We start from the raw sequence: 24,859 nt of genomic DNA, 5'->3' as shown, positions 1-24,859 counted from the left end.
ATTGATTCAGTGAAAAACTATTGTCATTAAATAATACTTTCTACAAAACAATGAAAATGAAAAAAATCACACTACTATTCATAGGAGTACTATGTAGTACGATGGGAATAGCTCAAGAGCTAGCCAAAGGCATAGTCTATGAAGATCTTAATGGAAATGGGAAAAAAGACAAAAATGAAAAAGGTGTTTCAGATGTAGCTATTTCCAATGGTAGAGATGTAGTAAAAACAGACACAAAGGGAGCCTACAGCATCGAAGTAAAAGATGGTGATTTGATCTTTTTGATCAAACCTTCTGGTTATGCTGTTGCATTAAACGAATTCAACTTCCCACAGCACTATTATATTCACAAACCTTCAGGTTCACCTTCTGGGTTGAAATACCCAGGTTCTGAGCCTACTGGGAAGCTTCCAAAGTCCATAGATTTCCCGATTACAAAACAAGAAGAGCCTAAGGCGTTCACCGCATTGGTTTTTGGTGACCCTCAACCTTACAACCTTACAGAAGTGGACTACTTCTACCAATCTGTGGTCAAAGAAGTAGAAGGAATCAAAGGAATTCCATTTGGAATTGCCCTTGGAGATATAGTAGGTGATGATTTGAGCCTATATCCGGCATACGCTAAAGTAATCGCTAAAGTTGGTGTTCCTTGGTATCATGTCATGGGAAATCATGATCAAAATTACGATGTAGAGGAAGATAAACTGACAGATGAGACCTTTTCTAATCATTTTGGCCCGGCCACCTATGCATTCAATTATGCAGATGCACACGTCATCGTTTTAGAAAATATACTGTATCCAGATCCACGAGATGGCAAAGGATATTGGGGAGGTTTCAGAGAAGATCAATTGAAGTTCGTAGAAAATAACTTGAAGCATGTCTCTAAAGATAAGCTTGTCATCGTGGCTATGCACATTCCTTTGTTTGAAGAAGGAGATTCATTTAGAGATGCTGACAGAGAGCGTTTATTTGAATTGCTTGAAGAATACCCACATACGATGAGTATGTCTGCACACACACACTACCAAAGACAAGACCTAATGGGAGAATCTTATGGTTGGAAAGGTGAAAATCCACATCATCACTACAATGCTGGAACACCTTCTGGAGACTGGTACAAGGGTCAGTTAGATGAAAACGGTCTACCTATAGCTACCATGAGAGATGGGTCACCAAGAGGTTATGCCTTTTTGGAAGTAAATGGTAATCAATATAAAATTAACTATAAAGTACCTGGAAAACCTTCTGATTATCAAATGGACATTTTTGCTCCTAAAGTAGTAGAAGCTGGCAAAAGAAATACCGCTGACATTTATGTCAATTTCTTTATGGGAACTGAAGAAAATGAGGTTCGCTTCAGAATCAACGATGGCAAATGGATCAAAATGGCTTATCTTGAAGACTATGATCCCAAATATATGCTTGATCTATTTGATTGGGACAGGTCAGAAACCTTACTTGAAGGTAGAAGGCCTTCATTACCTGCAAAAAGTACACATTTATGGCGAGCTAGTGTTCCAAACAATCTTCCAGCAGGTACTCACACGATAGAAGTCGAAGCGACAGACCTATTCGGTACAAAACATAAGTCTAAAGCACAAATTGAGGCTGTTGAAAAATAATACTCAACTCAAACCTAAATTAACCATATAGTCAGCTATTGACTGGCATTTAGACTTGCCAGTCAATAGCTGATTTTCATTTAATACACAGGAAATTCTTTCCAAAGTCCCTCAAAATCATCAATCATATTCCACTGTAAACTTGATGATTGCGGTGCTATTCTTACACTAGAAACAGAACCAGACCTGATGTATTGCAAAGCAGCAGATAACCTCAGCTCCTCAAGATTCCCCCAATCTCTACTAGGATCATCCATTACAGGGAAATTTACTGGAAAACCTTCAAAATAGTCAGCACGACCATTGGCATTATCAATTGCAAATGTGATTGGGACTACTTCCACATCATTTTCTACCAATAATCTATTGTCAAAAGATAGTGGAAAAGAACCCACTGGCTTACCAAAGGTATTTTCTCCAATTAAGATCACCTCAACATAAGGGTCAAGACAGTTAATCAACAATTCTGATGCTGAAGCAGAGCCTCTTGATGTTATGAAAATAATTCTACTCAGATTCAAATCACCTCTTTTACTGAAATTCACTGATCGATTATTATTTGATCTTGGCGCATTATGCCTGTTTGTGTACATCACTTGTCCAGAATTCGCCTGTGGCACCAAGTAATTTAGTATTTGCTCCGTCACTGCAACAGAACCACCACCATTGTACCTCAGGTCAATGATCAAATCATCTATTCCTTCCTGAGAAAAATAATTGAAAGTATCTTCTACTTCTTGGCTTCTGACAGGATTTGTCAGCCCTGGTGTTTGTCTGAAGCTTTGATAAACCCAATACCCAACCTTCTTATCATCTTGTTCTATTACATTGCTATACAATACCGAATTGGATTGAAATTGAGCTTTTGCTATTGTCGTTGATTTTTCTGAACCGTCAGGTAGCTTAAGCTTGAAGCTGTTTGTATAGCCGACTTCATTAGGTCCCAATTGAAAATTGAAACCATTACTAGTTCTGTACTCAGATATTGGCTTTCCATTGATCTCTATTACTTCCCAGCCCCTTTTCCAGCCATCTATACCAGCTGGAGCTTCATTATAGACAAATGAGATAAACATCCTATCATCCATCATAGAAAAACCAAAGCCATGAGCACCAGTAATGGTTCCCTGGAAAGATGCATTGAACGCTGCACGTGTAGTGATATAAGACCATCTATCGAGATCTTTATAGATGATGGCGTCCAAGAGCTCTTGATTCGAAGCATACCTTGTGACATCCACATTTTCAGGTAACCTTTCATTCCAAAAATACCACCGTCGCATCGACTCTACGATAGCATTTTGAACTGCATTTTCAACTCTCGAAGGATCTGGATTCTCTTCCTTTGGATTACATGAAATGATAAACCCAATGGTCAAAGCCAAAACAGCACATTTAAGAAAGAACCTGATAATCATAATTTTAATCTATAAATTTAACATCTATATAAACGATTTTTTTATATCATTCGGTTCATACTGTGTAATCATAAACTTTGACTTCGGCAAAAAGATGTCCATATTCTTCTATGAATTGTAAATGAAGTGGGTCTACTTGATAGGCATCATGATCCTCTACCGAATCAAAAATAACCAAACAGGATACATGGAAGCTGTGATCTACCACATCTCTGCGCTTGGTAGGTGCTGGAGTTCCTATTACAGATTCAGCTACAGTTTTGCATCTCCCAAGCATTTTTACACCTTCCAAAAAATTTGGAATTTCATCTTCTGAAGTAAGCCAAAAAAAGACTTGATGGTACATTTGTTTTTTGGGAGCAGTTTTTGCGATCAAACTGCTTGATAACGAGGTTGTAGCTCCAGCTAATGCTACTTTTTTGATAAAGTTTCTTCTAGATTTCATAGGATTTGATTTGAAAGTTATAAATATAAAAATTTAAATTGCTTCCTCATCTCCCATTACTCAAAAGATTATTAAATATGCAGTACAGAAAATTAGGTAAAACAAATCTTCAAATATCAGAAGTAAGTCTAGGCACGTGGCAAGTCGGAGGAGGCTGGGGTGGTCAGTTTGATCATCAAGTGGCTTATCAAATACTTCACAAAGCATTGGATGAGGGAGTTAATTTTCTGGATACCGCTGACGTTTATGATAGTGGCTTGAGTGAAGCGTCCGTAGGAAAAGTGGTTAGAGAACGCAGCGAGCGTGTTTTTGTCGCTACCAAATGTGGTAGACAAATCAATCCACATGTTAATGAAGGCTATACCCCTACTGTTTTAAGAAAGTATGTGGAGGCATCTTTAATCAATCTTGGGCTAGAGACAATAGATTTGATTCAGCTACATTGCCCACCATCAGAAGTGTATCAAAGGGATGAAATTTTTGAGCTTTTTGATAGGTTGAAAACAGAAGGGAAAATTCAAAATCTAGGGGTTAGCGTAGAGCTTGTGGATGAAGCTAAGGCAGCGTTGAAATATGAAAATGTTAATTCAGTGCAAATCATTTTCAACATGTTTAGACATAAGCCGGCTGAGGAATTCTTTGCTCTTGCAGATAAAAATAATGTAGGTATCATCGCTAGAGTACCTTTAGCAAGCGGTTTATTAACTGGAAAACTTACTGCAAGCACAAAGTTTGACCCTGAAGACCACAGAGCGTTCAATCGGGATGGTGCTGCATTTGATAAAGGAGAAACTTTCTCTGGTGTTCCTCTTGAATTAGGGCTTCAAGCTGTTGAAGAACTAAAAGAAATTTTCAAAGGAGATCACCCTTTAGCACTTTGGGCATTGCGCTGGATATTGATGTTCCCCGAGGTTAGCACTGTCATTCCAGGAGCATCTAGTATAGATCAGCTAAGTGCCAACATCACAGCTGGCAACCTTCCTTCGATCTCTACTCAAGATATGAATGCGGTAAGATCTGTTTATCAAAAGTATATAGAAAGTGAAGTAGCACATCAGTGGTAATTCAGGAAACCTAAAATCATGAACGTAGGAAAGAATAAAAAGGTATTGATCATTACTTATTACTGGCCTCCTTCGGCTGGATCTGGTGTTCAGCGATGGCTAAAATTTGCCAAATACCTTCCTGAATATGGTTGGGAACCTGTGATTTTCACTCCAGAGAACCCTGACTTTGACTTGCATGATGAAGGTTTACTTAAAGAAATTTCAAGTCAATTGGAAGTCATAAAGTTTCCAATTTGGGAACCATATGCTATTTTCAGAAAGCTGAAAAAGGAAAAACTTGCTGATACTTCAAAAGTACTTGAAAAAAAGAAGAAGTCATTTGTTGACAAGATTGGTATTTGGTTGAGGGCAAATTTCCTTGTTCCTGATCCACGGATTTTTTGGGTAAGACCCTCTGTTACCTTCCTTGAAGATATCATTCAAAATAATAAAATCGATGCTATCATTACCACTGGGCCACCTCACAGCTTGCACTTGATAGGTAGGAACCTGAAAAGAAAGCTTGACACGCCTTGGTTGGCTGATTTCAGAGACCCATGGTCGCAGTGGGAGTTTTTAGACACCCTTCCAATGAGCAAATTCGTGAGGAATCGGCATGCACAACTTGAGCAGTCAGTCCTTCATGAAGCAGATGCTGTCACTACGATAAGTCCTACCTTCCAATCTGATCTTGAGCGTACTGCGAATAGGCCCGTACATTTACTTACAAATGGCTTTGATCCTGCAGACCTACCTGATGATTGGCAACGTGAAAAAATAGCAGATATCAATCAGCTTGAAATTGTTTATACAGGTGTGATAGATGCGATAAGAAATCCCATTCCTTTTCTCCAAGCTTACCAGAACAGCTTTCAGTATCAAGAAAGGAATGTAATGTTAAGATTTGTCGGCAAAGTATCTTCAAATGTCCTTGATTATGTAAACCAAGATGAATGGCTTAAAATTCATGTTTCGTTTGAAGGTTATGTAAGCCATGAGCAGGTATTTGATTACTACAGAAAAGCAGACATTTTACTATTGATTTTGACAGATACTAAGAATGCCAAAGGAAATATCCCTGGAAAACTTTTTGAGTATATCGCAACAGGAAGGAGGATTATTGCTTTAGGAGACAAAGAAGGTGATTCTGCCAAAATCCTTAAATCGGCTCATGCAGGAGAAGTTTTTGCGCATCATGATCTTGAAGGGATTCAAAAAAGGCTGGAGACTTTTGACCAATGGTCAAGTTCATTGAACACAAAGACAAGCACACAATATTCAAGAAAAAATCTTTCGAAAAACTTAGCCAATATCTTAGATGATATCAAAGATCCCATTTCTTAACTTGGCCAGATTTCCAGAGCCGGTAAAAGAAGACCTAAGGTCTAAATTTGATCAAATTTTAGACAAGGGAATTTTTTCAGGATCAGACGAAGTGCTTCTATTAGAAAAGCAACTTGGGGAATATCTAGATTCACCTCATGTGGTAAGTTGTGCCAATGGTACAGATGCCTTAGAAATGGCATTAAGAGCTTTGGAAATTGGAATTGGAGATGATGTGATCGTCCCTGCCATGTCATGGGTATCAACAGCAGAAGTTGTACTATTGGTGGGTGCAAAACCTATTTTTATCGATACGGATGATAATGGTTTATTAGATTTGAATCTTTTAGATCAAGTAGTCACATCAAAGACTAAAGCGATCATACCTGTGCACCTGTATGGGAAAATGGTCGACATGGAAACTTTGATGGCTTGGGCTAGAAAGCGAAATTGTAAAGTAATAGAAGATGCGGCGCAAGCATTTGGAGCATTCCAAAATAAGATCAGTGCAGGTATGTATGGGGATATGGGTTGCTTTAGTTTTTATCCCAGCAAAAATTTAGGCGCATTGGGTGAGGCAGGTGCGTTAGTTTGTAAAGATAAGTCGATTGCTGAAAAGTTGAAAATGCTACGAAACCATGGTCAGATTCAAAGAGATAAACACATCATCATAGGGAGAAACTCTAGGATTGATACCCTTCAAGCTGGCTTTTTGAATGTACTTCTACCCTACTTTGGTGCTTGGCAAGATCGCCGAAAATTTATAGCCCAAATTTACCTAGATCAATTAAAAGCCTTGGATTGGTTAAAGCTTCCATTAGGTTTGGAATCTCCTTCACACAATGTGCATTTGTTTGTGATAAGCACCACATTTAGAGATCAATTAAAGCAATTTTTGAAAGAAAATGAAATCGAAACTGCTATTCACTATCCATTGCCGATTCCATTAATGTCACCTTATAAGGATCCTAAGGAATTTCCGAAGAGCCTAAAAATGTCCAAAGAAATATTGTCTTTACCACTCAATCCTTGGTTAAGTGATGAAGAAGTATATCGGATTTGTGATGTACTTAGGAGATTTAAATTTTGAATTTGAAAGTGCAAAATAAATGCAGGAGGCCCTTTCCCTTCCAAGATTTCGACTGCTTTTCGTTTGTTGTGATATACATAGGGATGGTTTGGGGTAATATAAGATGCAATCAACTCTGGCATTACCTCAAATCCTCCGAAGTGTTCTAAGGGTTGAATATCAATTTGAAAACGCTCTTGATTAGCTACGTTTTCACCTTCCAAGATTTCTACAGTGACGGATACTTGCTCACTTCCTGAAACTGACTGTAAATAGCTACGATTGATTTTGAGTGCCTTTGTTGGAATTTTGACATTACCATTGGCAGGTAAGTAAGCCAGAGAAAATTCAAATGGATCAATAAAAGGAGAATCTGCGAAGATTTTTATCATTAATTCACCTGATCTTTCCTTTGAATTATTCTGAATAGTTAGGTTTCTGATAAAGCTTCTACCCGTTTGAAAAACAGAAATATTAAAAAGGTAAGTGCTCAAGTTGTATTTTTAAAGTGTTGGATGCATTCATGTTTTCAGAAAAATTCTAAAGTCATTTTAATATTAGCAATTTAAAGCTAATTCCTGGGGTCTATAAAAAAAATGATTTTTGAAATTTATTTTACTTCAACACATCCAAAGCCTAAGGAACTTTGTGCACCAAAACCCGCATAATATCCAAACTCCTGAAGAATTGGAGAAGCCTTGAGTTTAAAGTCAAATTGAAACCCTTTGAGTTCTATTAATTCCAAATCAAACAAATTGAACACAAGCTCCTTTTCCTCAATGTGAGAAACGGGCTTAAACTCAATCTCTGGGCAGCAATTAGATACATCCTTTAATCCTCTCAATTCTGGAAAAAGCCTAGAAAACCTCTTTAATAAATTAGTCTTAAAAACTTCAGAATACCTTTCATCCATAGGTGAAATTACTTGTTGGTCTCCCGATCCTCCAAATTGATTTGTGAGAAACAAAGGTGTAATTGCACTATAAGTCATTTCCCCTTTAAAACTTGGAGGCTTGATTGTTTCAACCTTGTTGACACAATACTCCACAGTCTCCTTTCCAAAAGTAAAGCTCAACCTCTGCCCTAACAAAAGTTCACTCAAATAATCACTTACATTAGTTCCTACCAATATCCTTACGTCAAGTGTAGCTAATTCCCCTGTATGATGTATGTATTCTTGATCACTACATGCTTCTAACTGGTCAAAACTAAACTGAGAAAAAGTAAAGGGTATATGGTTTGTGTTTAATTTTAGTCCATCAACGAAGTCTTGAATTTTCTCAAAATCAGCTTGTTCAAAAATACTCTCAAGGCAGGCCGATAATTGATATTGATAATTGACAGCCAGCCTATTAGCATTACTTATACGTCTAAGTTTAACCAGCAATTGCATAATCAGGACTTTGGGAGAAATGACAAAGTTACGTGGAATAAAACTCTCAAAAAATACCGTGATCAGGGTATTTTTTAAGTTCGAAATTCATGAATTTCTTTGTTAATGGGGACTTGAGATTCAAAGTGTAATAATTGAAGCTGTAATAGTGCTGCATAATAATTTAAGGAAATATACTGATGCGATATGTAGTTAATATATGCCTTCAGCGAAATATTTTTGGTTGACTGTAAATAGTAATCGTATATGGGTTTATATCCTTGAAGCAAGGATAATTGAGCATAAAAATTTTGGATTGATTCTTACTACTAACCCAGAAGATTTTGAAAAGGAATCATTTGTTGCGAGCAATTATTTTATTTTGGTTCCATGTAACTGGAATTTTTCCTGTAGTCCTGATTCAATTGTAATTATCAATGATAATAAAAAGAGTTGTTGTAGTCTTTTGATTCCACCTTATTTTAACCGTGGCGGTTTCGAATGTAAATTCGAAATCACTTCTATCGAGGCAATAACTGAGTATTAATATTAGAATAATTTTATTTCTATTTATTTATAACGATCTGGCTAAATAACGACATACTAGCACAGGGAGCCTGTGGCTCGGAAATATACCTTCAATCCATTCAACAAATTGATCCTGAGAGATACCAAAGGATTATGCAGATGGAGCAACATGTGACCAATTTTAAAAATCAAGGAGTTTAGGATTGCTATTAGATCAGGAAGCGATAAAAATACCTGTGGTAGTCCATGTTTTGCTTTCGAGTCAACCGATTGGGCAGGTTTGAATATAAGTATGATCAAATTCAATCTCATATGGTATTACGGCAACCTGTCAAGAGATTATAAATCACTTCCTGATCAAAAAAATACTATTTCAAAAAACACAGTAAAGATAAAATCAATCTTTTAATTAGCTCAAAATACCTACTTTTGATTGTAATTTTATTAATTGTTATTAAGTTATTGATAATAAGAGACTTATTTAGTTTTATTGATGTGTGTTTCTTGAAGGAATATTTAAAAACTAACATTAATAAAATAAAGCTTTTGCTATAAAATTCTACTTATGAAATCTATGTTAAGGAGAGAGCGCTACCATAACAACTCAGGTGAAATACTTAATGAGTCAAAAATCAAAACCTTAAAGTCAAAAGACTATATCGTTTTGGATTTTCCTTTAGACGGTGATGCTCCTAAGCAATTCATAAAAGTTTATGAATATTTAGAAGATGGGAAAGTGAAGAGAGGCAATACCAAAACCTGGAACTCTTACATAGCAAAAACAGCTGAAAAATGGTATCCACACGAGTCAATCATTGAATATATGATTAATAAAATTGGCGAAGTACTTGGTTTAAATATGAATGAAGTTAAGTTAGTTAAAGCTAATGGGCAGATTAGATTTTTAAGTAAATACTTTTTGAACCCTAATGAAGAGAAGTTAGTCCATGGAGCAGAAATTTGTAGTGAATATTTGGGTGATTATGAAGAAGGACAAAGAATTGCCAATAATAAAGGTGAAGCAAGAAAAGTATTTACTTTTGAATTTATTAAGAATGCTATCAGGAATGTTTTTCCGCAAGATTTTGAATCTATTTTAAGAGATTTTGTAAGTATGTTGGTTTTTGATGCATTAGTAGGAAATAATGATAGACATTTCTATAATTGGGGAGTGATACAAAATGCTAGAAATACAAATAAAAGAGTTATTTTTGCACCCTTGTATGATTCTGCTAGAGGATTATTATGGAATTTTGATGAAGATAATATTAAAATGAATTTAGAAAATTATTCTTCAACTAATGGTAGAAAAGTAATAAATTACATAAAATTATCAAAGCCAAGAGTTAGTATAGAAGATAATAAAAAAGCAAATCACATTGAACTTATTGAATTTGTAAAAAGAGATAGTGATGACTTTAAGAAAATAGTTAAACATTTGTCAAACGAAACCAAAGAAAAGGACGTTATAAAAATGCTTGAGAAAGAAATTTTTATTTTTTTCTCAAAACCTAGAATTGAATTGATAAAAATTGTTCTAAGTGAAAGATTTAAGTTGATAAGAAACGCTTAGTAATATGACCTACTGGAATAAAATAAAAAAATGGATTACGAAAGGTGATGATATTCACCTTAAAGACTATTCCGAAGCAAAACTTAATTGGGGAGGTGAGTCTGCAAAGTTTTATCTTCACTTGGATGATTTTAAAGTAGGAGAGTTAACATTTAAAAATGATAAATGGAGTTTCCAATACTCTGAAGAATTTAAGACCACTAGTAATAACTTAAATCTAATAATTGGATTTCCTGATGTAAATAAAGTTTATCTAAGCCAAGAACTATGGCCATTTTTTAAAATTAGAATTCCTGGATTAAAACAACCAATGGTTAGGGAAATTCTTATAAAAGAAAATATAGAAGACAACAACCAGGTAAAGCTTCTAAAGCGATTCGGTAAACGTTCCATTTCTAATCCATATGAATTAGACGTAGTTTCATGATATTTTTTTAACATAACACTCAGAAATTTCAATAAGTCAAAGACCTCTATTTAAAAAAGGTTTGACTTATTGATTTTATAGTAAACTAATTTTACAATCAATAGCGAAATTCAAAACTCAATTTCCACAATAAAACTAAAATAAATATACAAAATCTACCAATATTGCTAAATCCATAGATGCAAAGGCGGATACAATACATTGGGAAAATAAAACGTTTAAGGTTAAAACCTATATCTTGTTAACTACCCGACCCATTGCACAGGTGAGGTCTGAACAAGTTCAAGCTGTTCAAAGGAAGATGGTCAAAGCATTTAATTGGCTTAGACCTTTTACATTCACTTATTCAAATATGTTGTAACCTGAGAACTGGAAAACAAAATTGTTTATTACTGTCGTCCGACTAATTTTAAAGATAGACTAAAACCTGCGATTTTTGGTTGATTTGGGCTGTTTAGCTTGAGTTCAGAAAACCACCCCCTCTGTTCTGAGCAAACAGATCCAGTTGTACATTTTCAAGATTGTCAAGCTTCCTACTGATCTGGGTTGTTGACATCCTGAGGAATGTCAACAGGTTTACATAGCTTGCTGTATGTTTTGCCGCCAGTTTGACCATTGTGGAAAAATCCTCTGCTTCCTTGGACATTTTATGGATCACAGTAAAGATCAGGTTCAGTATCAGTGCTATCCATATTTGGGACTTTATACCGTTCTCGCTGTCTGAGAGGAAATAGGTGAGTTCGAAGTTCTGCTTCAACTGCCTAAAAAGTGGCTCAATGGTCCATCTGTTCTTGTAGAGCATGCAAACTGTCATTGCTTTTAGGTCCATCAGGTTGGTTAGGAAAACCATCCTTTTCCCGCTGGCGGGGTCAATGTAGGCGACCATTCTGGCTCTGGTCCTGCATGTACCCTTCTGGCCACACAGGTACTCCAACTCGATGACGGCATCCATCTGTACCCCCGACTCGCAGGTTTCCTCCAGCTTCCTCTGCTCCAGGATTGTGAATCTGGCGTTTTTGTTCATCATGGTAAGGAAAAATACACCGTTTTGGGTCCATTCGGTATATTGGCTGAACTTCTGGAAACCCTTGTCAAATACAGCGATGGTGCCCTTGGCAAGGTCAAACATGGAAAGAAAAACCTTTTCGTTGGTTACAGCGGCCTTCAGGCAGATAAAGTTCGGTACCCTTTCGGAAAGCGTTATCTTGGTGAAGGCCTTCAGCCCACCTTTTTTCCTGCCGTCCAGCGGAAGCCTCCCGCATGCCTTGAACACTTCCTTGAAAAGAGTCACCACCGTCGAATCGAATATCTCGACCATGCTAGGGGCAACCTCCCCGTTGATTTTTAGCGACAGATAGCTGTCCGACAAAAAATCCCTGTAATGACCGTAAAGCAGCATGTAAAGGTGACCGAACACATCGGCACTCCTTCTGGAATTCGCATCGGAGACACTGCTGCGCTTAGGTATACTGAAAATGCCGCAATGAACCAGTTTGTCGCCCATGAGCATGAAATTCTTGATGATCTCGCGCAAAGTCGAGCTCCCAGTCAATACCCCGTAAAGCATGAAAACGAACTGGTCCCAGGTTTTAACCCTCTTGTACCACTTGTCGGAATGGAATTGTTCGACGCTCTGCTTGACAAGTTCTCTGGGTATGAATGATAAAAGCTGTCCGAGAATTGGAAGGGAACTGTTATTGGTTGTATTTTTACCCATGGTTAGGTTGTTTTGTCGTGATTACAACAATAACCATAGGGTGGGGCTTTTCAAAGCCCTACCCTTAAATTTGTACTATTCCTAGAACTGAAAAATTATCCCTAGATTTTCTCGGACACCAGTAATTGTTTATATGATTGACTATTAACCGAATGCTTATTAAGTCCGTATGAATCTAAAGAATTAAGTGTGTGATTCCTATTTGACTACGACTACACACTTTAAATTTTTAGATTTGATTTTGTTAGAATACTTTTTCAACCCTAAGTCAAATTTAAATCTATTGGAGTTGCGGTCATATTGACTAAAGGGATTAAAACAATTGATTTTATGAGTATTCGCAATGTTGCACGTAGTATATGAAGTGGCTTTATTTAGCTGTGAATACTCAACATTAGAAAACAATTCCCGTCAGTAGAATATCAAATTGCTAATCCAATAATCTATTAATTGGCTAATTGCAAGAAAGTGGATAGTCATAATTGATTTTATCATTCGGTGTCGTTTTTTTACCTCCTATACCAATCTTCCACATCATCTGCTGCTTGGTGTGTCAAGGGTTCTAGGGATTCGTATTGGGATGTGACCAGTGAAGCCCAGATACCTACTCCTACACTTCTATAGGTGTCAATTGAGGTGATCTTTGCGTACATAGGTACCCCTGCATCCAGGAGATTTGCCAATACGATATTCTCGTAAGCTGGTATATATCCTAGAAAATTCTCCCCTCTTCGGATGCCTACGGCAAACTTGTCAAATTTATGGTTTGGAAACCTCTCGATCTCTAGCTCATCCCCTACTTCAGTTTCATTAAAAACCTTAGAAAAATCGTAGTACTGGATTCCTTTCAAGTAATTATCATATACCTGAACATCTCTCATTTGTAAGGTTTCTTGAGAACCCTTTGCACTTGACACTTCAGGCAACAAAAACCCTGTACTCACTAATCCAAATACCCTTAAAAATTCCTTCCTTTTCATTTTTTCAATATTGTCTAACTTATAAAATCACCTTTCTTACACCTTCTAGCACTATTTCAATTCCACTTATAGCAATCAAAATTAACTTTGCATAGTTTTGAGTAGTTTGTTTAATTCAAAATAATACTAACATGAATTTCCATTACAAACATTTAAATTTCAGATCATTATCAAAAACTAAAATACTCATCTCCTAAACTAATACTAAATTTTAATTAAAAAAAATAACCCAGACAGCGTAACAAGCACTATTGACATCAATTGTCTCAAAACTATCAAAACCTATTATTTTTTAATTGAAAGCTAAAAGCATTAACTTAAATATGTAATTCATTATACTATGTTTTTTGAGTAGATATCATGGTAATTCATTACTTCTGAAAAATGTTACACTCCTTTTATTATATTAGCCGAATGATAAGAATTTGGCTAATATTATTCCTTTGCTTTGGGCTATATTACAAGGGTCAAACACAAAGTAAAGAAGCTATAGGATTGATTAAAACCAGTCAAGGGGATATTTACATCAAGCTTTTCAATGAAACACCTAAACATAAGGAGAGCTTTATTGACTTAGCGGAGAAAAATTATTGGGATTCTTTGACGTTCAATCGGGTAATTCCAAACTTTGTAGCGCAAGCAGGTTGTCCTGATACTGAAGAGGGTTTCAATGATCCCGAATTCCTTCTAGGGCCAGAGTTTGTCAAAGGAATCACGCACGTCTACGGTGCTGTAGGTGCAGGCCGAGATGATAATCCCGAAAAACTATCTGCAACTTGTCAGTTTTATATCGTACACAACCAGGCTGGTCTGCATCGGCTCGATAATGAGTACACTGTATTTGGACAAGTTATTAAAGGTATGGACGTTGTAGACAAGATTGTCTTCGCTAAAAGAGATGAAAAGGACTTACCATTGGAGCCTGTAAGTATGGAAATTAACATTATTTATCTAACTAATTCTGAAATCAAAAAATTAATCGACTCGTAAATTCGTTATTATTTTATAATTTCAAGGCATGATTTGGGCTTATCCTGACGGAAAATTAATATTAGGGCTGGCAATTGTATTCGGATTGCTTTACGCCATTTACTTGTACAGATTTTATTTGATCAATAGAAAACTCAAGGTCAAAAGGCATAGACTGATCCTGAAACTTTTTCTCAGGATTTGCTATTTTGCCTTATTTCTAATTGCTATAGCCGGGCCTTCGGTGGGCACTTCTATGAAAGAGATCAAAGAAGAAGGCAAAGACATCTATTTTGTAGTAGACCTTTCCCAGTCGATGAATGCCACTGATATTGGCCCAAGCCGACTTCAGAAAGTGAAATTTGAATTAAAAAACTTAGCAAAGCAGTTTGCTGGTGATAGGCTAGGATTGATTATTTTTAGTTCTGAAGCATTTATCCAATGTCCATTGACATTTGATCAAAATGTATTCAATTTACACATTGATGGCCTGAACACCAACTTGGTACCCAATCAAGGAACAGATCTCATGGCACCTCTTCAGCTAGCAATTGGTAAATTCACCAGTGATGAGAGGCCAGAGGCAAATAGCAAATCAATCATTTTGATTTCAGATGGAGAAGATTTCGGAGAAAATTTCAGAGCCGTTATCAATGATCTCAATACAGCCGGAATCAAAGTTTTCAGTCTAGGTGTTGGAACTTCACAAGGAAGCACAATACCCAAAGGAAATAGCTTGATTGTAGATCCTAAAACCAATCAACCTGCTGTAACTCGACTAGAACCTAGCAACTTGAAATACCTCGCCGCACAAACTGACGGAGGATATTTTGAATTGAGTGATGAAAATCAAGAAATACCTAACCTTATAGCTGCCATTGAAAGACAAGAGGGAGCAGTAACAGGAAGTAGAATGATCGAAGCTTCTGCCAACAAGTACTTCTACTTCCTCTTAGCTGGATTAGCCCTGGCATTGGTTGACATGATTTTACCATTCAGAACTATAAATCTATAAGTGACCAAATCAATTATGATAGCTACCATTAGAACTATATTTTTGCTTTTATTATTGATCCCAAGTTCTTGGCTTCTGATCACTAAGATGAATAAGGCGATCAAAAATGCCAAAACCAGCTATGCTTCTGCCGAATATGAAAAATCAGTGGCTGATCATTTGATATTGATCTCTGATTTTGAAATGGACTCTCCAGAAGTGCAATTCAACCTTGGCTTAAGCTACATGAACAATGAACAAAGAGAAGAAGCCCAAAGGACTTTTACAGGATTGATCAGTTCGAAAAATAAATACATTGCTTCATTTTCATTCAATCACAATGGTATATTACTTGCCCAAGATCAGCAATTTGAAGAAGCACTTGAAGCTTTTAAGTTTTCTTTGATCAAAGATCCTAGTAATGAAGCTGCAAGGTATAATTATGAGCTTCTCGCTCGATGGATGGAAGAAAATCCAGACCAGGATCAGCAAGATCAAGAAGGTGAAAATGATGAAAATCAGGATGATCAAGAAGATCAAGATCAAGAAGATCAAGATCAAGATCAAAATCAAGACAAGAGCGATGAAAACAAGAAGGATGGTGAAGGTGATGAGCAAACTAACGAAGATGAAGCTTCTAAGTCAGAGCAAAAAGAAGATAAGGATGGTCAGCAATCTCAAGATGAATCTGACAATCAGGAAAGTAATCTAGATAGTGACCTTAGCGACAGAGAGAAAGCAAAAGAGCAATTGAAAGAAAGGCTGAAAGAAATGAATTTGACGCCCGAGCAAGCTGCCCAAATTCTTGAAGCGATGAATGCCGCAGAATTACGTTACATCCAACAAAACAGAAAGAACCCAACCAAAAGACCTGAAAGAGGGTTGCCGGAATGGTAGGCTTGGGATAGCTCTTAGTCCCGATAGCTATCGGGTTTAGATTTCAGATTTTAGATTTGATTATAGAGGAGAGATGAAGTCCGTCCAGCCAATCATTTAGATGTGAAAAATAGGACTGATTCTCAAATCTCACGTCTTTAAGATATCTTCGAGACAAAAGCACCTAATTGAATAGAGGATTGCCATTGTTGCAATTCTCAAATTCAAAAGTCTTATAATTATAAAACATTCTAATTTAAATATAAACCCAATGAAAGAAGTATTTATTGTAGCAGCTGTAAGAACTCCACTAGGAAGCTTCGGAGGTAAGCTATCAGGACTGTCGGCCACCGAATTAGGAAGTATAGCTATCAAAGGAGCTTTAGACAAAGCTGGCGTTAAGGCAGAATCAGTTGATGAAGTTTTGATGGGTAATGTCCTGTCAGCAAACCTTGGCCAAGCCCCAGCAAGGCAAGCCGCAATCGGTGCTGGTATTGGCTATAATGTACCTTGTACCACGATCAACAAGGTGTGCTCATCAGGAATGAAAGCTGTCATGTTTGGCGCACAAAGCATCATGACTGGACAAAATGAAATAGTAGTAGCAGGAGGAATGGAAAGCATGTCCAATGTGCCTTATTATATTCCAAAAGCTAGGTTCGGATATAAATTTGGAAATGCCGAATTCATTGATGGATTGGCAAAAGATGGTCTTTTTGAGGTTTACAACAAGTTTCCTATGGGAAATTGTGCAGAACATACAGCCAAAGAGATGAGCATCAGCCGTGAGGATCAAGACGAATATGCCATTCAATCTTACAATAGATCCGCTGAATCATGGAAAAATGGTGTTTTCAAAGACGAAGTCGTACCTGTAGAGATTACTGGAAGAAAAGGTGAAAAAATCGTCATAGATGAAGATGAGGAATTCAAGAATGTCATGTTTGATAAAATAGCCAGTTTAAGGCCAGTTTTTGATAAAGAAGGAACAGTGACCGCAGCCAATGCTTCGACCATGAATGATGGAGCTTCTGCATTGATCTTGGTGTCAAAAGAAAAAGCTCAAGAATTAGGTTTGAAGCCAATTGCGAAGATTAGAGGATTTGCAGATGCAGCACAAGACCCACTTTGGTTTACTACAGCACCTGCATTAGCCATTCCAAAAGCTATCAAGAATGCTGGTCTTACAGAAAATGATGTGGATTTCTACGAAATCAATGAAGCATTTGCGGCAGTAGCTTTGGCTAACAAAAAACAACTTAACTTAGACAATGATAAATTAAATGTTTTTGGAGGAGCTGTTTCATTAGGTCACCCACTTGGAGCTTCAGGAGCGAGGATCATTGCTACTTTGAACACTGTCTTGACAGCAAAAAAGGGGAAAATTGGAGTGGCTGGTATCTGTAATGGAGGTGGCGGTGCTTCTGCCATTGTTATTGAGAAGTTGTAATTGTATTCAAGTTTTAGGATATGAAAAGTTGGCTTCTTGAATTGGCTATATCAAATTAAGTTGTGTCTAACACTTAGAAGCATCATGAATAGACTGTGTCTTACTTTAATCATTACTTTATCAATAAGTAAATTACTTGCTCAAAATCAGCAAGTAAAAACATATTATAATGAAGAGAAGACAAAAGTCAAAGAGGTTTTTGAGCTAGTTAATGGTGTCAAAGAAGGGGATTACCATTTGTATTATGAAAGTGGCAACTTGGCTGTAAAAGGTCAATTTGAAGCTGGTCAAAGGCAAGGTTCGTTTGTTGACTTTTTCCCCGGCACTCAAGACACCCTACGCGTTACAACCTATCTGAATGATAAGAAAGAAGGCGTTTCCAAAACCTATGATGAGCAAGGAATCAAAACTCAAGAAGTCACTTACCTAGATAATCAAATTGAAGGGGAGTTGCTTACATTCTATCCTAATGGGAAAATAAAGCAAAAAGCAAATTTTGCGAAAAATAAGCCACATGGTGAAACTATAATGTACAATGAAGAGGGTTCCTCCCTTCAAAAGTCAAATTACAATTATGGTGTGCTAGAAGGTGATCAGAATCAATATTACAGTAATGGTGTCCTCAAATCCGTTACTCCTTACAAAAAAGGGCTGATTCAAGGTGAAGTAGTAAGTTATTACGAGTCTGGAAAAATCAAGTCAAACATAAGCTTTAAATCTGGTTATCAACATGGTAACTACATCCAGTATCATGAAACTGGTCAAATTTCCAAAGTGGGGAAATATAAAAAAGGTGATCCAAATGGCACATTCAAGAGCTTCTATGAAGATGGCCAAATTGCTGAAAGCAGTCAATACAAGAATGGTTTATCCATTGGAACTACCGAGAGCTTCTACCCTACTGGTCAGCTTGAAGAACAAGTTTTTTTTGATAAGCTAAGTAATATCGGAAAAGTCATTTCTTTCTATGAATCAGGGCAAACAAAGCAAGAAGAAACTTATGTGAATGGTCGACAGCAAGGTATCACGAAAGTATATCATGCCAATGGAAACATCAAAGAAGAACTTCCCTATATCCGAGGAATAATTCACGGTAACCAAAAGATTTACAATGAGATGGGTGAATTAATCATGGAGCGTGTATTCAGAGAAGGAAAATTTGTAAGTGAACAAAGTAAATAAATGATTAGAATTATCTCAAAAAGCTTGTCAAACTTGGTATATAAATTCAAAAAACCAGTTCTATTACCACTTGCTTTTTTTATTTTTGTCCAAAGAAAATTAAGATGAAAGGCGCAATTAAAGAGACCAATTTTCAGTTTCCCAATCAGACGGGATTTTATAAAGGTAAAGTCAGAGACGTTTACAAGTTTGAAAAGTCAATAGTAGTGGTAGCAACAGACAGAATTTCAGCTTTTGATGTTGTACTTCCAAAACCAATACCTTTCAAAGGGCAAGTGTTGAATCAGATTGCTGCCAAGTTTCTCGACGCTACAGCTGATATTGTGCCCAATTGGGTCACTGCACATCCTGACCCAAATGTCACAATGGGTAAAAAATGTGAGCCTTTCAAAGTAGAAATGGTGATCAGAGGATATTTGGCTGGGCATGCAGCTCGTGAATATGCAGCAGGAAAAAGAACAATCTGTGGCGTGGCATTACCTGATGGATTAAGAGAAAACGATAAATTACCTCAACCTATCATTACACCGACTACAAAGGCAGATGAGGGACATGATGAGGATATTTCTAGAGAATCCATACTTGCCAAAGGTATCGTTTCTGAAGAAGATTATTTGATTTTGGAAAAATATACCCATGCATTGTATGCAAGAGGTACAGAGATAGCTGCACAGAAAGGCCTAATTTTGGTAGATACAAAATATGAATTCGGAAAATATGAAGGTCAAATATACCTGATCGATGAGATCCATACACCTGATTCATCAAGATACTTCTATGCAGATAGCTTTCAAGCAAATCAGTCGGCTGGATTACCCCAGAAGCAATTATCCAAAGAGTTTGTAAGGCAATGGCTGATTAGCAATGGATTCCAAGGAAAAGAGGGGCAACAAGTACCTGATATGCCTGCGGCATTTGTTCAAGAAATTTCAGATAGATACATTGAGCTTTATGAAAAAATCACAGGAGAATCATTCGTGAAAGCTGAAACATGGAACCTAGAAAGCAGAATTGAAGAAGCTGTTTTGAAAAGTATCTAATGTTTTCGAAGTCTCAACCTATGATTTGATATTTCTTTGAAAAAATCATAAAACATCGAACAATTGAGGCAGAAGATTACTTTAATTGTTCAAAGGATAAAAAATACTTTGGCTCATTCAAGTGAAGAATGAACCATATTACTTTCAAACGCATTATTGAAAACAAAAACAGGATATGAAATATACAGTAGATAAAAAAGAGCAATATGTGGTATTCACACCACAAGAAGAGAAATTAGATTCATCTTTGTCTCCAAAGTTAAAATCAGAATTACTTACCGTACATGCCGAAGGATATGAGAATTTGATCCTAGACATGAGCCATGTAAAATATGCAGACTCTAGTGGTCTTAGCGCTTTGCTTGTCGGCAATAGGGAGTTTAACAGAGAAGGTGGGATTTTTGTAATCGTAGCACCACAAGAACATGTCTTGAAATTGATTAAAATTTCTATGCTAGACAAAGTGTTTACAATAGTAGATACCCTAGAAGAGGCAGCTGAAGCTGTGTTCATGCATACGATCAAAACTGCTGGAGCTGAAGAAGAAGAAGATTAATTTTGGAGTTTAGCGTCACTATTCTAGGTTCAAACGCTGCCATTCCTGCTCATGGTAGGAATCAGACTGCGCAATTGGTTAATATTGGAATGTCTTACCTACTTATAGACTGTGGTGAGGGTACTCAAAACCAATTGCGCGGCTTCAAACTGCGATACAGTAAAATCGATTACATATTTATTTCTCACCTTCACGGAGACCATTACTATGGACTCATGGGGTTGATTACAACTTTTCATCTACACAGAAGGACTAAGCTTTTGACTATTTTTGGACCAAAAGGTCTCGATGAAATCATCACCATACAGTTAAAGTATAGCAATACAAAACTCAATTACCCCATCAGGTTTGTCGCAACAGAACCAGATAAAAAAACTTTGATTTTAGAAGAGAGAAATTTCCGAGTTCATTCCTTTCCTTTGAAGCATAGAATACCCTGTACTGGATTTCTAATTCAAGAAAAACAAGGCTTGCTAAATATGAACAAGCCAAAACTTCTTGAAAAAAAAATAAGTGTGGAAGCTATAAATACTTTGCGCAAGGGAAAGGATTATGTCAATGAAAATGGAGAAACCTACCTAGTTTCAGAGTTTACTCTCCCACCTCCTCCATTGAGGTCTTATGCATTCTGCTCTGATACTATCTTTGATCCTATTGATCTGACAGCATACATCAAGGGAGTAACGACGATTTATCACGAGTCTACATTTGGAGATGAAGAGTGCGAAAGAGCTGAAGATACTTTTCACAGTACAGCCAGACAAGCAGGACTTATTGCAGCAGCAGTACAAGCGAAGAAATTGATTTTGGGTCACTTTTCTACCAGGTACCTTAGTTTGACTCCGCTACTAGAACAAGCACAAGTTTCATTTTCCAATAGTATTATAGGAGAAGAAGGAGTTACTTATCCAATAGCTTAAATATGAGAGAACCTTTACCTATCAATTCTGATAAAGCTGCCGCATTCCAATCGAAGAAAACCAACCTATTTATCATTCTTTCTGGAATATTTCTCACCAATGCAATTTTGGCAGAGATTATCGGTGTAAAGATTTTCTCAGGAGAGTTGACACTGGGATTTCAACCAGTTGGGTGGACTTTTTTTGGTGATTATGTTTTAGACTTTAACCTCACCGCTGGTGCTATCATTTGGCCTATAGTATTTATTACGACAGATATAATCAATGAATATTTTGGAAAAAAAGGAGTAAGAAAAATCAGCTTTATCACTGCTTTTTTTATCGCTTACATCTTTATAATCATAGCCGTTGTCACTAAGCTAGCACCTGCACCTTTCTGGCTAGATGTCAATACACCTGACACAGATGGAAATGATTTCAATATACATTATGCATTCAACACCATTTTTAGACAAGGTTTAGGAATCATCATAGGCTCATTGATTGCATTTCTTTTAGGGCAGCTCATTGATGTCTATGTCTTCCAAAAGCTGCGACTAATCACTGGTTCAAAGATGATCTGGCTGAGAGCCACTGGATCCACTTTAGTATCCCAATTCATTGATTCTTTTGTGGTTTTAGGAATAGCATTTTACGTATTTGGAAATTGGAGTTGGGAGCAGGTGGTATCAGTTGGAATAATCAACTACATCTACAAGTTCTCCGTAGCCATACTTCTAACCCCCCTTTTATACCTTGGACATCATTTTATAGATCGCTATTTGGGCAAAGATATAGCAGAAAAAATGACCCAAGAAGCGATGGAAGACACCTCATTTTTATAATATTACGCTAACAATGAGCTTAAAATTTGATAAATAGGTTCAACTTCCAAGTTATCAGGAACTTAGTACTTCACTGTATGTATGGTATGTTGCCAGTAGAATAACTAATTGCTGTTTCTTGATTCATTTCGATACAAATTGATATTTGATACTTGTAGATAGTTTATTCTGGTTTTTTTGAAATGATCAAATGCAAATATTTATTTCACAATTTGAAGATACTAGGAAAGTTGATTATGCCAAATTTCATGTAATTGATATACTTCTTATCCCATCCTATGTTAAGTTTTTAGGAAACGCTAACTTTTATAAAAAGTTGACGTTAGTTTTTAAGAACAATCCAGCAAAATCATGAACAACAGACTAATAATTTTCACCCTCCTTTTTTTAATCTCTCTTCCCTCCTTTGCACAGAAACACAAACAGGGTATAGTGAACAGAAAGTTTTCATCATATCAGGTTGGAGATACTGTAAATATTCTTGGGTATAAGGAAACCGAGTTTTCAGAGAAGACACAATACCTTGTCAAAAGCTCTTTTCAAAATATTCACGTCAATACAGATCGAATTGATCTGATCGATGATGACTTTACATTTTGGGAAAACCAATGGTTCCAACACAGAGCTCGTGATGTGCAAAACAATGGTTGGCATAGTTCAAATAGAGATCTTTTACACATCGATGCCATGGAGTTTTTTGAAGAAGTAAAACAGAATAATTTGGTTTTTGAGGATGAAGTTCTATACGATTATTTGTATCAGTTAATCTTTAAAATTCATCCAAGTCACTTGATTAAAGATAAGAATAGGATTGTACATTTGGCGATAATCAAATCGACAGAACCCACCTATTTTTCATTTGATAATGGAATGATAATCTTGACAACAGGTGCGATTTCTTTGGCTAAAAATGAATCTGATATTGTAAAAATGCTATCAGAGTGCTTGGCAAACACCGTTCTTGATCATAACTTGGTCAACTTGAATCAAGCAATCAAGGCAGAAAATAGAGCAAGAACCTGGGGTACTATCACCACCCTGGCATCTTCTGCTGTAATGGCTTATGGAAATGCAAAAAATGGAACCTACTATAATTTTGACGATGCACTTACCCTTGGATTGGCTGCTTCTTATCTTACTGCTGAGAATATGCAAAGGATAGGTGCAAACTATAATGATGAGCAAAATAGACTTGTAAAAAGTGTGGCTGCTCAATATTGGAAGGAACACAAAGATCAATATAGTACTTCAGACAAGCAAGTAATGGCCATCTTGTCCAATGCGGTAAGTTATACTGCTTGGCAAGAGTTTTATAGTAAAAATTATGAATATGCCTTACTTCTGGCTGAGCAAATAGAAAATATGGGAATGGCCACAGAAGATGAATACCTTCTTTTGAGCAAACTTTACAGAAGGCTTGGAAACGACCTAGATACAAATCTACAAGCTTTAGCATATTTAAAGGATGCAAGAGCCATGGCTTTAGAAACAATGGTTGATTTAGATTTAGAAGAAGGTATGATATATTTAAGAATGGAAGATTTCAAAAATGCAAAAGCCTCATTTCTAAAGTATAGAGAGAACCTTATCGCCATGCAAAATGCTAATGCTACAATGCCTAAAACTGACCTTAAATACATCAATCAGCTTTTAAGAAGGTTCAATATGTATGAAGACAATAAAAATGTGAGTGCTTTGGACTAAAATGGAGATTTTCAGCAGCGCCTCTTATGACTTTTGAATTGGCGCTGCTGTAAACCTCAACTTCACGTTTAACTACTTTTCAACATGTCCTAACTAAGCACTAGGAGGCATTGTAGGTCTTACCTCTATTTTACTTGGAAGTGTTCTTGGATTCATATTCAACAAATCCACCACCATTTGACCTAAGTCTTCGATTTGGATTTTCCATGCATCAGCATCACTTGGCTGGTGGTCATTGAAATATGTAGCAACAGAACCTGGCATTATGGTAGATACCTTAATACCATGTTTTCTAAGGTCCAACATCACTGCTTGCGAAAACCCAGTCACTCCAAACTTGCTTGCATTGTATGCAGATCCATTGGCAAAAAAGTTTGTTCCAGCAAGACTGGAAATTGTAATAAAATAACCTTTAGAATCTTTAAGGCTTTTTAAGCCTGCCTTGATGCTAAAAAACACACCAGATAAATTGGTATCTATGGTCTCCTGCCATTGCTCTTCTGTCAAATCTTCGATCGAAGCAAAGTGACCTATGCCCGCATTGGCAATAACTACATCAAGCTTACCAAAACGATCAATCACTTTGCTAACTGCATTTTCTTGAGATGCTAAGCTCCTAACATCTGCTTCTATTCCAATAATTTCTCCTTTGCCTAACTTTTCCAATTTGGAAACTGCCTCATCAGCTGCTTTTTGAGACCTGCTGGTGATCGCTACTCGCATACCTTCTGCTAATAAAGCCTCTGCAATGCCAAATCCTATCCCCTTACTCCCACCTGTGATTAAAACTGTTTTGTTTACTAAATCTTGCATAATTTATA

At 36.7% G+C, this 24,859-nt stretch carries 22 protein-coding genes; 16 read left to right on the top strand and 6 right to left on the bottom strand.

What is annotated here, in order from left to right:
- Positions 1 to 56: 56 nt before the first annotated feature.
- Positions 57 to 1,625: a calcineurin-like phosphoesterase C-terminal domain-containing protein gene (locus MM239_RS03780; RefSeq protein WP_241346721.1), complete on the top strand. Its 1,569-nt coding sequence runs from the start codon at positions 57 to 59 to the stop codon at positions 1,623 to 1,625.
- A gap of 80 nt (positions 1,626 to 1,705) precedes the next feature.
- On the opposite strand, the gene MM239_RS03775 is transcribed toward MM239_RS03780, so the two are convergent.
- Both MM239_RS03775 and MM239_RS03770 read right to left on the bottom strand, forming a co-directional pair.
- Positions 1,706 to 3,043 (bottom strand): S41 family peptidase, encoded by a 1,338-nt coding sequence (locus MM239_RS03775; protein ID WP_241346720.1) that lies wholly within the window; start codon positions 3,041 to 3,043, stop codon positions 1,706 to 1,708.
- A gap of 55 nt (positions 3,044 to 3,098) precedes the next feature.
- Positions 3,099 to 3,488 carry a Dabb family protein gene (locus MM239_RS03770; RefSeq protein WP_241346718.1) on the bottom strand — a complete coding sequence of 130 codons (390 nt, stop codon included), beginning with the start codon at positions 3,486 to 3,488 and terminating at the stop codon, positions 3,099 to 3,101.
- A gap of 77 nt (positions 3,489 to 3,565) precedes the next feature.
- Here MM239_RS03770 and MM239_RS03765 point away from each other — a divergent pair, with 77 nt between their 5' ends.
- From MM239_RS03765 to MM239_RS03755, 3 genes are read left to right on the top strand one after another with little or no spacing between them, the layout of a single operon-like run.
- Positions 3,566 to 4,552 carry an aldo/keto reductase gene (locus tag MM239_RS03765; protein ID WP_241346716.1) on the top strand — a complete coding sequence of 329 codons (987 nt, stop codon included), beginning with the start codon at positions 3,566 to 3,568 and terminating at the stop codon, positions 4,550 to 4,552.
- 18 nt (positions 4,553 to 4,570) lie between these two features.
- A complete protein-coding gene (locus MM239_RS03760; protein WP_241346714.1) occupies positions 4,571 to 5,878 on the top strand; it encodes a glycosyltransferase family 4 protein in 1,308 nt (435 codons plus the stop codon).
- Positions 5,853 to 6,947 carry a DegT/DnrJ/EryC1/StrS family aminotransferase gene (locus MM239_RS03755; RefSeq protein WP_241346712.1) on the top strand — a complete coding sequence of 365 codons (1,095 nt, stop codon included), beginning with the start codon at positions 5,853 to 5,855 and terminating at the stop codon, positions 6,945 to 6,947. Before MM239_RS03760 ends, MM239_RS03755 begins: the two co-directional genes overlap by 26 nt.
- A 589-nt stretch (positions 6,948 to 7,536) precedes the next feature.
- Here the strand turns inward: MM239_RS03755 and cas6 are convergent.
- On the bottom strand, positions 7,537 to 8,319 hold the full coding sequence (cas6, locus tag MM239_RS03750; RefSeq protein ID WP_241346710.1) for a CRISPR-associated endoribonuclease Cas6: 783 nt from the start codon (positions 8,317 to 8,319) through the stop codon (positions 7,537 to 7,539).
- A gap of 1,072 nt (positions 8,320 to 9,391) precedes the next feature.
- Between cas6 and MM239_RS03745 the strand changes: the two genes are divergently transcribed.
- Positions 9,392 to 10,399, top strand: a complete 1,008-nt coding sequence (locus tag MM239_RS03745; protein WP_241346708.1) for a HipA domain-containing protein — start codon at positions 9,392 to 9,394, stop codon at positions 10,397 to 10,399.
- Between the two features lie 4 nt (positions 10,400 to 10,403).
- A complete protein-coding gene (locus tag MM239_RS03740) occupies positions 10,404 to 10,826 on the top strand; it encodes a HipA N-terminal domain-containing protein (protein WP_241346705.1) in 423 nt (140 codons plus the stop codon).
- 454 nt (positions 10,827 to 11,280) lie between these two features.
- On the opposite strand, the gene MM239_RS03735 is transcribed toward MM239_RS03740, so the two are convergent.
- A complete protein-coding gene (locus MM239_RS03735; protein ID WP_241346703.1) occupies positions 11,281 to 12,543 on the bottom strand; it encodes an IS4 family transposase in 1,263 nt (420 codons plus the stop codon).
- Positions 12,544 to 13,052: 509 nt separating this feature from the next.
- A complete protein-coding gene (locus MM239_RS03730; RefSeq protein ID WP_241346702.1) occupies positions 13,053 to 13,523 on the bottom strand; it encodes an HIRAN domain-containing protein in 471 nt (156 codons plus the stop codon).
- Between the two features lie 414 nt (positions 13,524 to 13,937).
- Here MM239_RS03730 and MM239_RS03725 point away from each other — a divergent pair, with 414 nt between their 5' ends.
- The 10 genes from MM239_RS03725 (at position 13,938) to MM239_RS03680 (ending at position 24,038) form a co-directional block, all read left to right on the top strand.
- On the top strand, positions 13,938 to 14,513 hold the full coding sequence (locus MM239_RS03725; RefSeq protein ID WP_241346700.1) for a peptidylprolyl isomerase: 576 nt from the start codon (positions 13,938 to 13,940) through the stop codon (positions 14,511 to 14,513).
- A gap of 28 nt (positions 14,514 to 14,541) precedes the next feature.
- Entirely contained in the window at positions 14,542 to 15,507 is a 966-nt protein-coding gene (locus MM239_RS03720) for a vWA domain-containing protein (RefSeq protein WP_241346699.1), read from the top strand.
- Between the two features lie 15 nt (positions 15,508 to 15,522).
- Positions 15,523 to 16,383 (top strand): hypothetical protein, encoded by an 861-nt coding sequence (locus MM239_RS03715; RefSeq protein WP_241346698.1) that lies wholly within the window; start codon positions 15,523 to 15,525, stop codon positions 16,381 to 16,383.
- Positions 16,384 to 16,633: 250 nt separating this feature from the next.
- Positions 16,634 to 17,812 (top strand): acetyl-CoA C-acyltransferase, encoded by a 1,179-nt coding sequence (locus MM239_RS03710; RefSeq protein ID WP_241346697.1) that lies wholly within the window; start codon positions 16,634 to 16,636, stop codon positions 17,810 to 17,812.
- 84 nt (positions 17,813 to 17,896) lie between these two features.
- Positions 17,897 to 18,994 (top strand): toxin-antitoxin system YwqK family antitoxin, encoded by a 1,098-nt coding sequence (locus tag MM239_RS03705; RefSeq protein WP_241346696.1) that lies wholly within the window; start codon positions 17,897 to 17,899, stop codon positions 18,992 to 18,994.
- Positions 18,995 to 19,098: 104 nt separating this feature from the next.
- Positions 19,099 to 20,034 (top strand): phosphoribosylaminoimidazolesuccinocarboxamide synthase, encoded by a 936-nt coding sequence (locus MM239_RS03700; protein WP_241346695.1) that lies wholly within the window; start codon positions 19,099 to 19,101, stop codon positions 20,032 to 20,034.
- Positions 20,035 to 20,209: 175 nt separating this feature from the next.
- Entirely contained in the window at positions 20,210 to 20,590 is a 381-nt protein-coding gene (locus tag MM239_RS03695) for an STAS domain-containing protein (RefSeq protein WP_241290745.1), read from the top strand.
- Positions 20,591 to 20,592: 2 nt separating this feature from the next.
- A complete protein-coding gene (locus MM239_RS03690) occupies positions 20,593 to 21,510 on the top strand; it encodes a ribonuclease Z (RefSeq protein WP_241346693.1) in 918 nt (305 codons plus the stop codon).
- A gap of 2 nt (positions 21,511 to 21,512) precedes the next feature.
- The gene (locus MM239_RS03685; RefSeq protein ID WP_241346691.1) at positions 21,513 to 22,334 is read left to right on the top strand and encodes a queuosine precursor transporter; all 822 of its coding nucleotides are present in this window, start codon (positions 21,513 to 21,515) and stop codon (positions 22,332 to 22,334) included.
- A 432-nt stretch (positions 22,335 to 22,766) separates the two neighbouring features.
- The gene (locus MM239_RS03680; protein WP_241346689.1) at positions 22,767 to 24,038 is read left to right on the top strand and encodes a hypothetical protein; all 1,272 of its coding nucleotides are present in this window, start codon (positions 22,767 to 22,769) and stop codon (positions 24,036 to 24,038) included.
- Positions 24,039 to 24,131: 93 nt separating this feature from the next.
- Here the strand turns inward: MM239_RS03680 and MM239_RS03675 are convergent, their stop codons facing one another.
- Positions 24,132 to 24,851 carry an SDR family oxidoreductase gene (locus MM239_RS03675; protein WP_241346687.1) on the bottom strand — a complete coding sequence of 240 codons (720 nt, stop codon included), beginning with the start codon at positions 24,849 to 24,851 and terminating at the stop codon, positions 24,132 to 24,134.
- Between the last annotated feature and the right edge of the window lie 8 nt (positions 24,852 to 24,859).

The sequence above is a fragment of the Belliella filtrata genome, assembly GCF_022549775.1.
GTDB lineage: Bacteria > Bacteroidota > Bacteroidia > Cytophagales > Cyclobacteriaceae > Belliella > Belliella filtrata.
The sequence above is the reverse complement of the archived record's forward strand: the minus strand, read 5'-3'. Positions and strand labels throughout refer to the sequence as shown.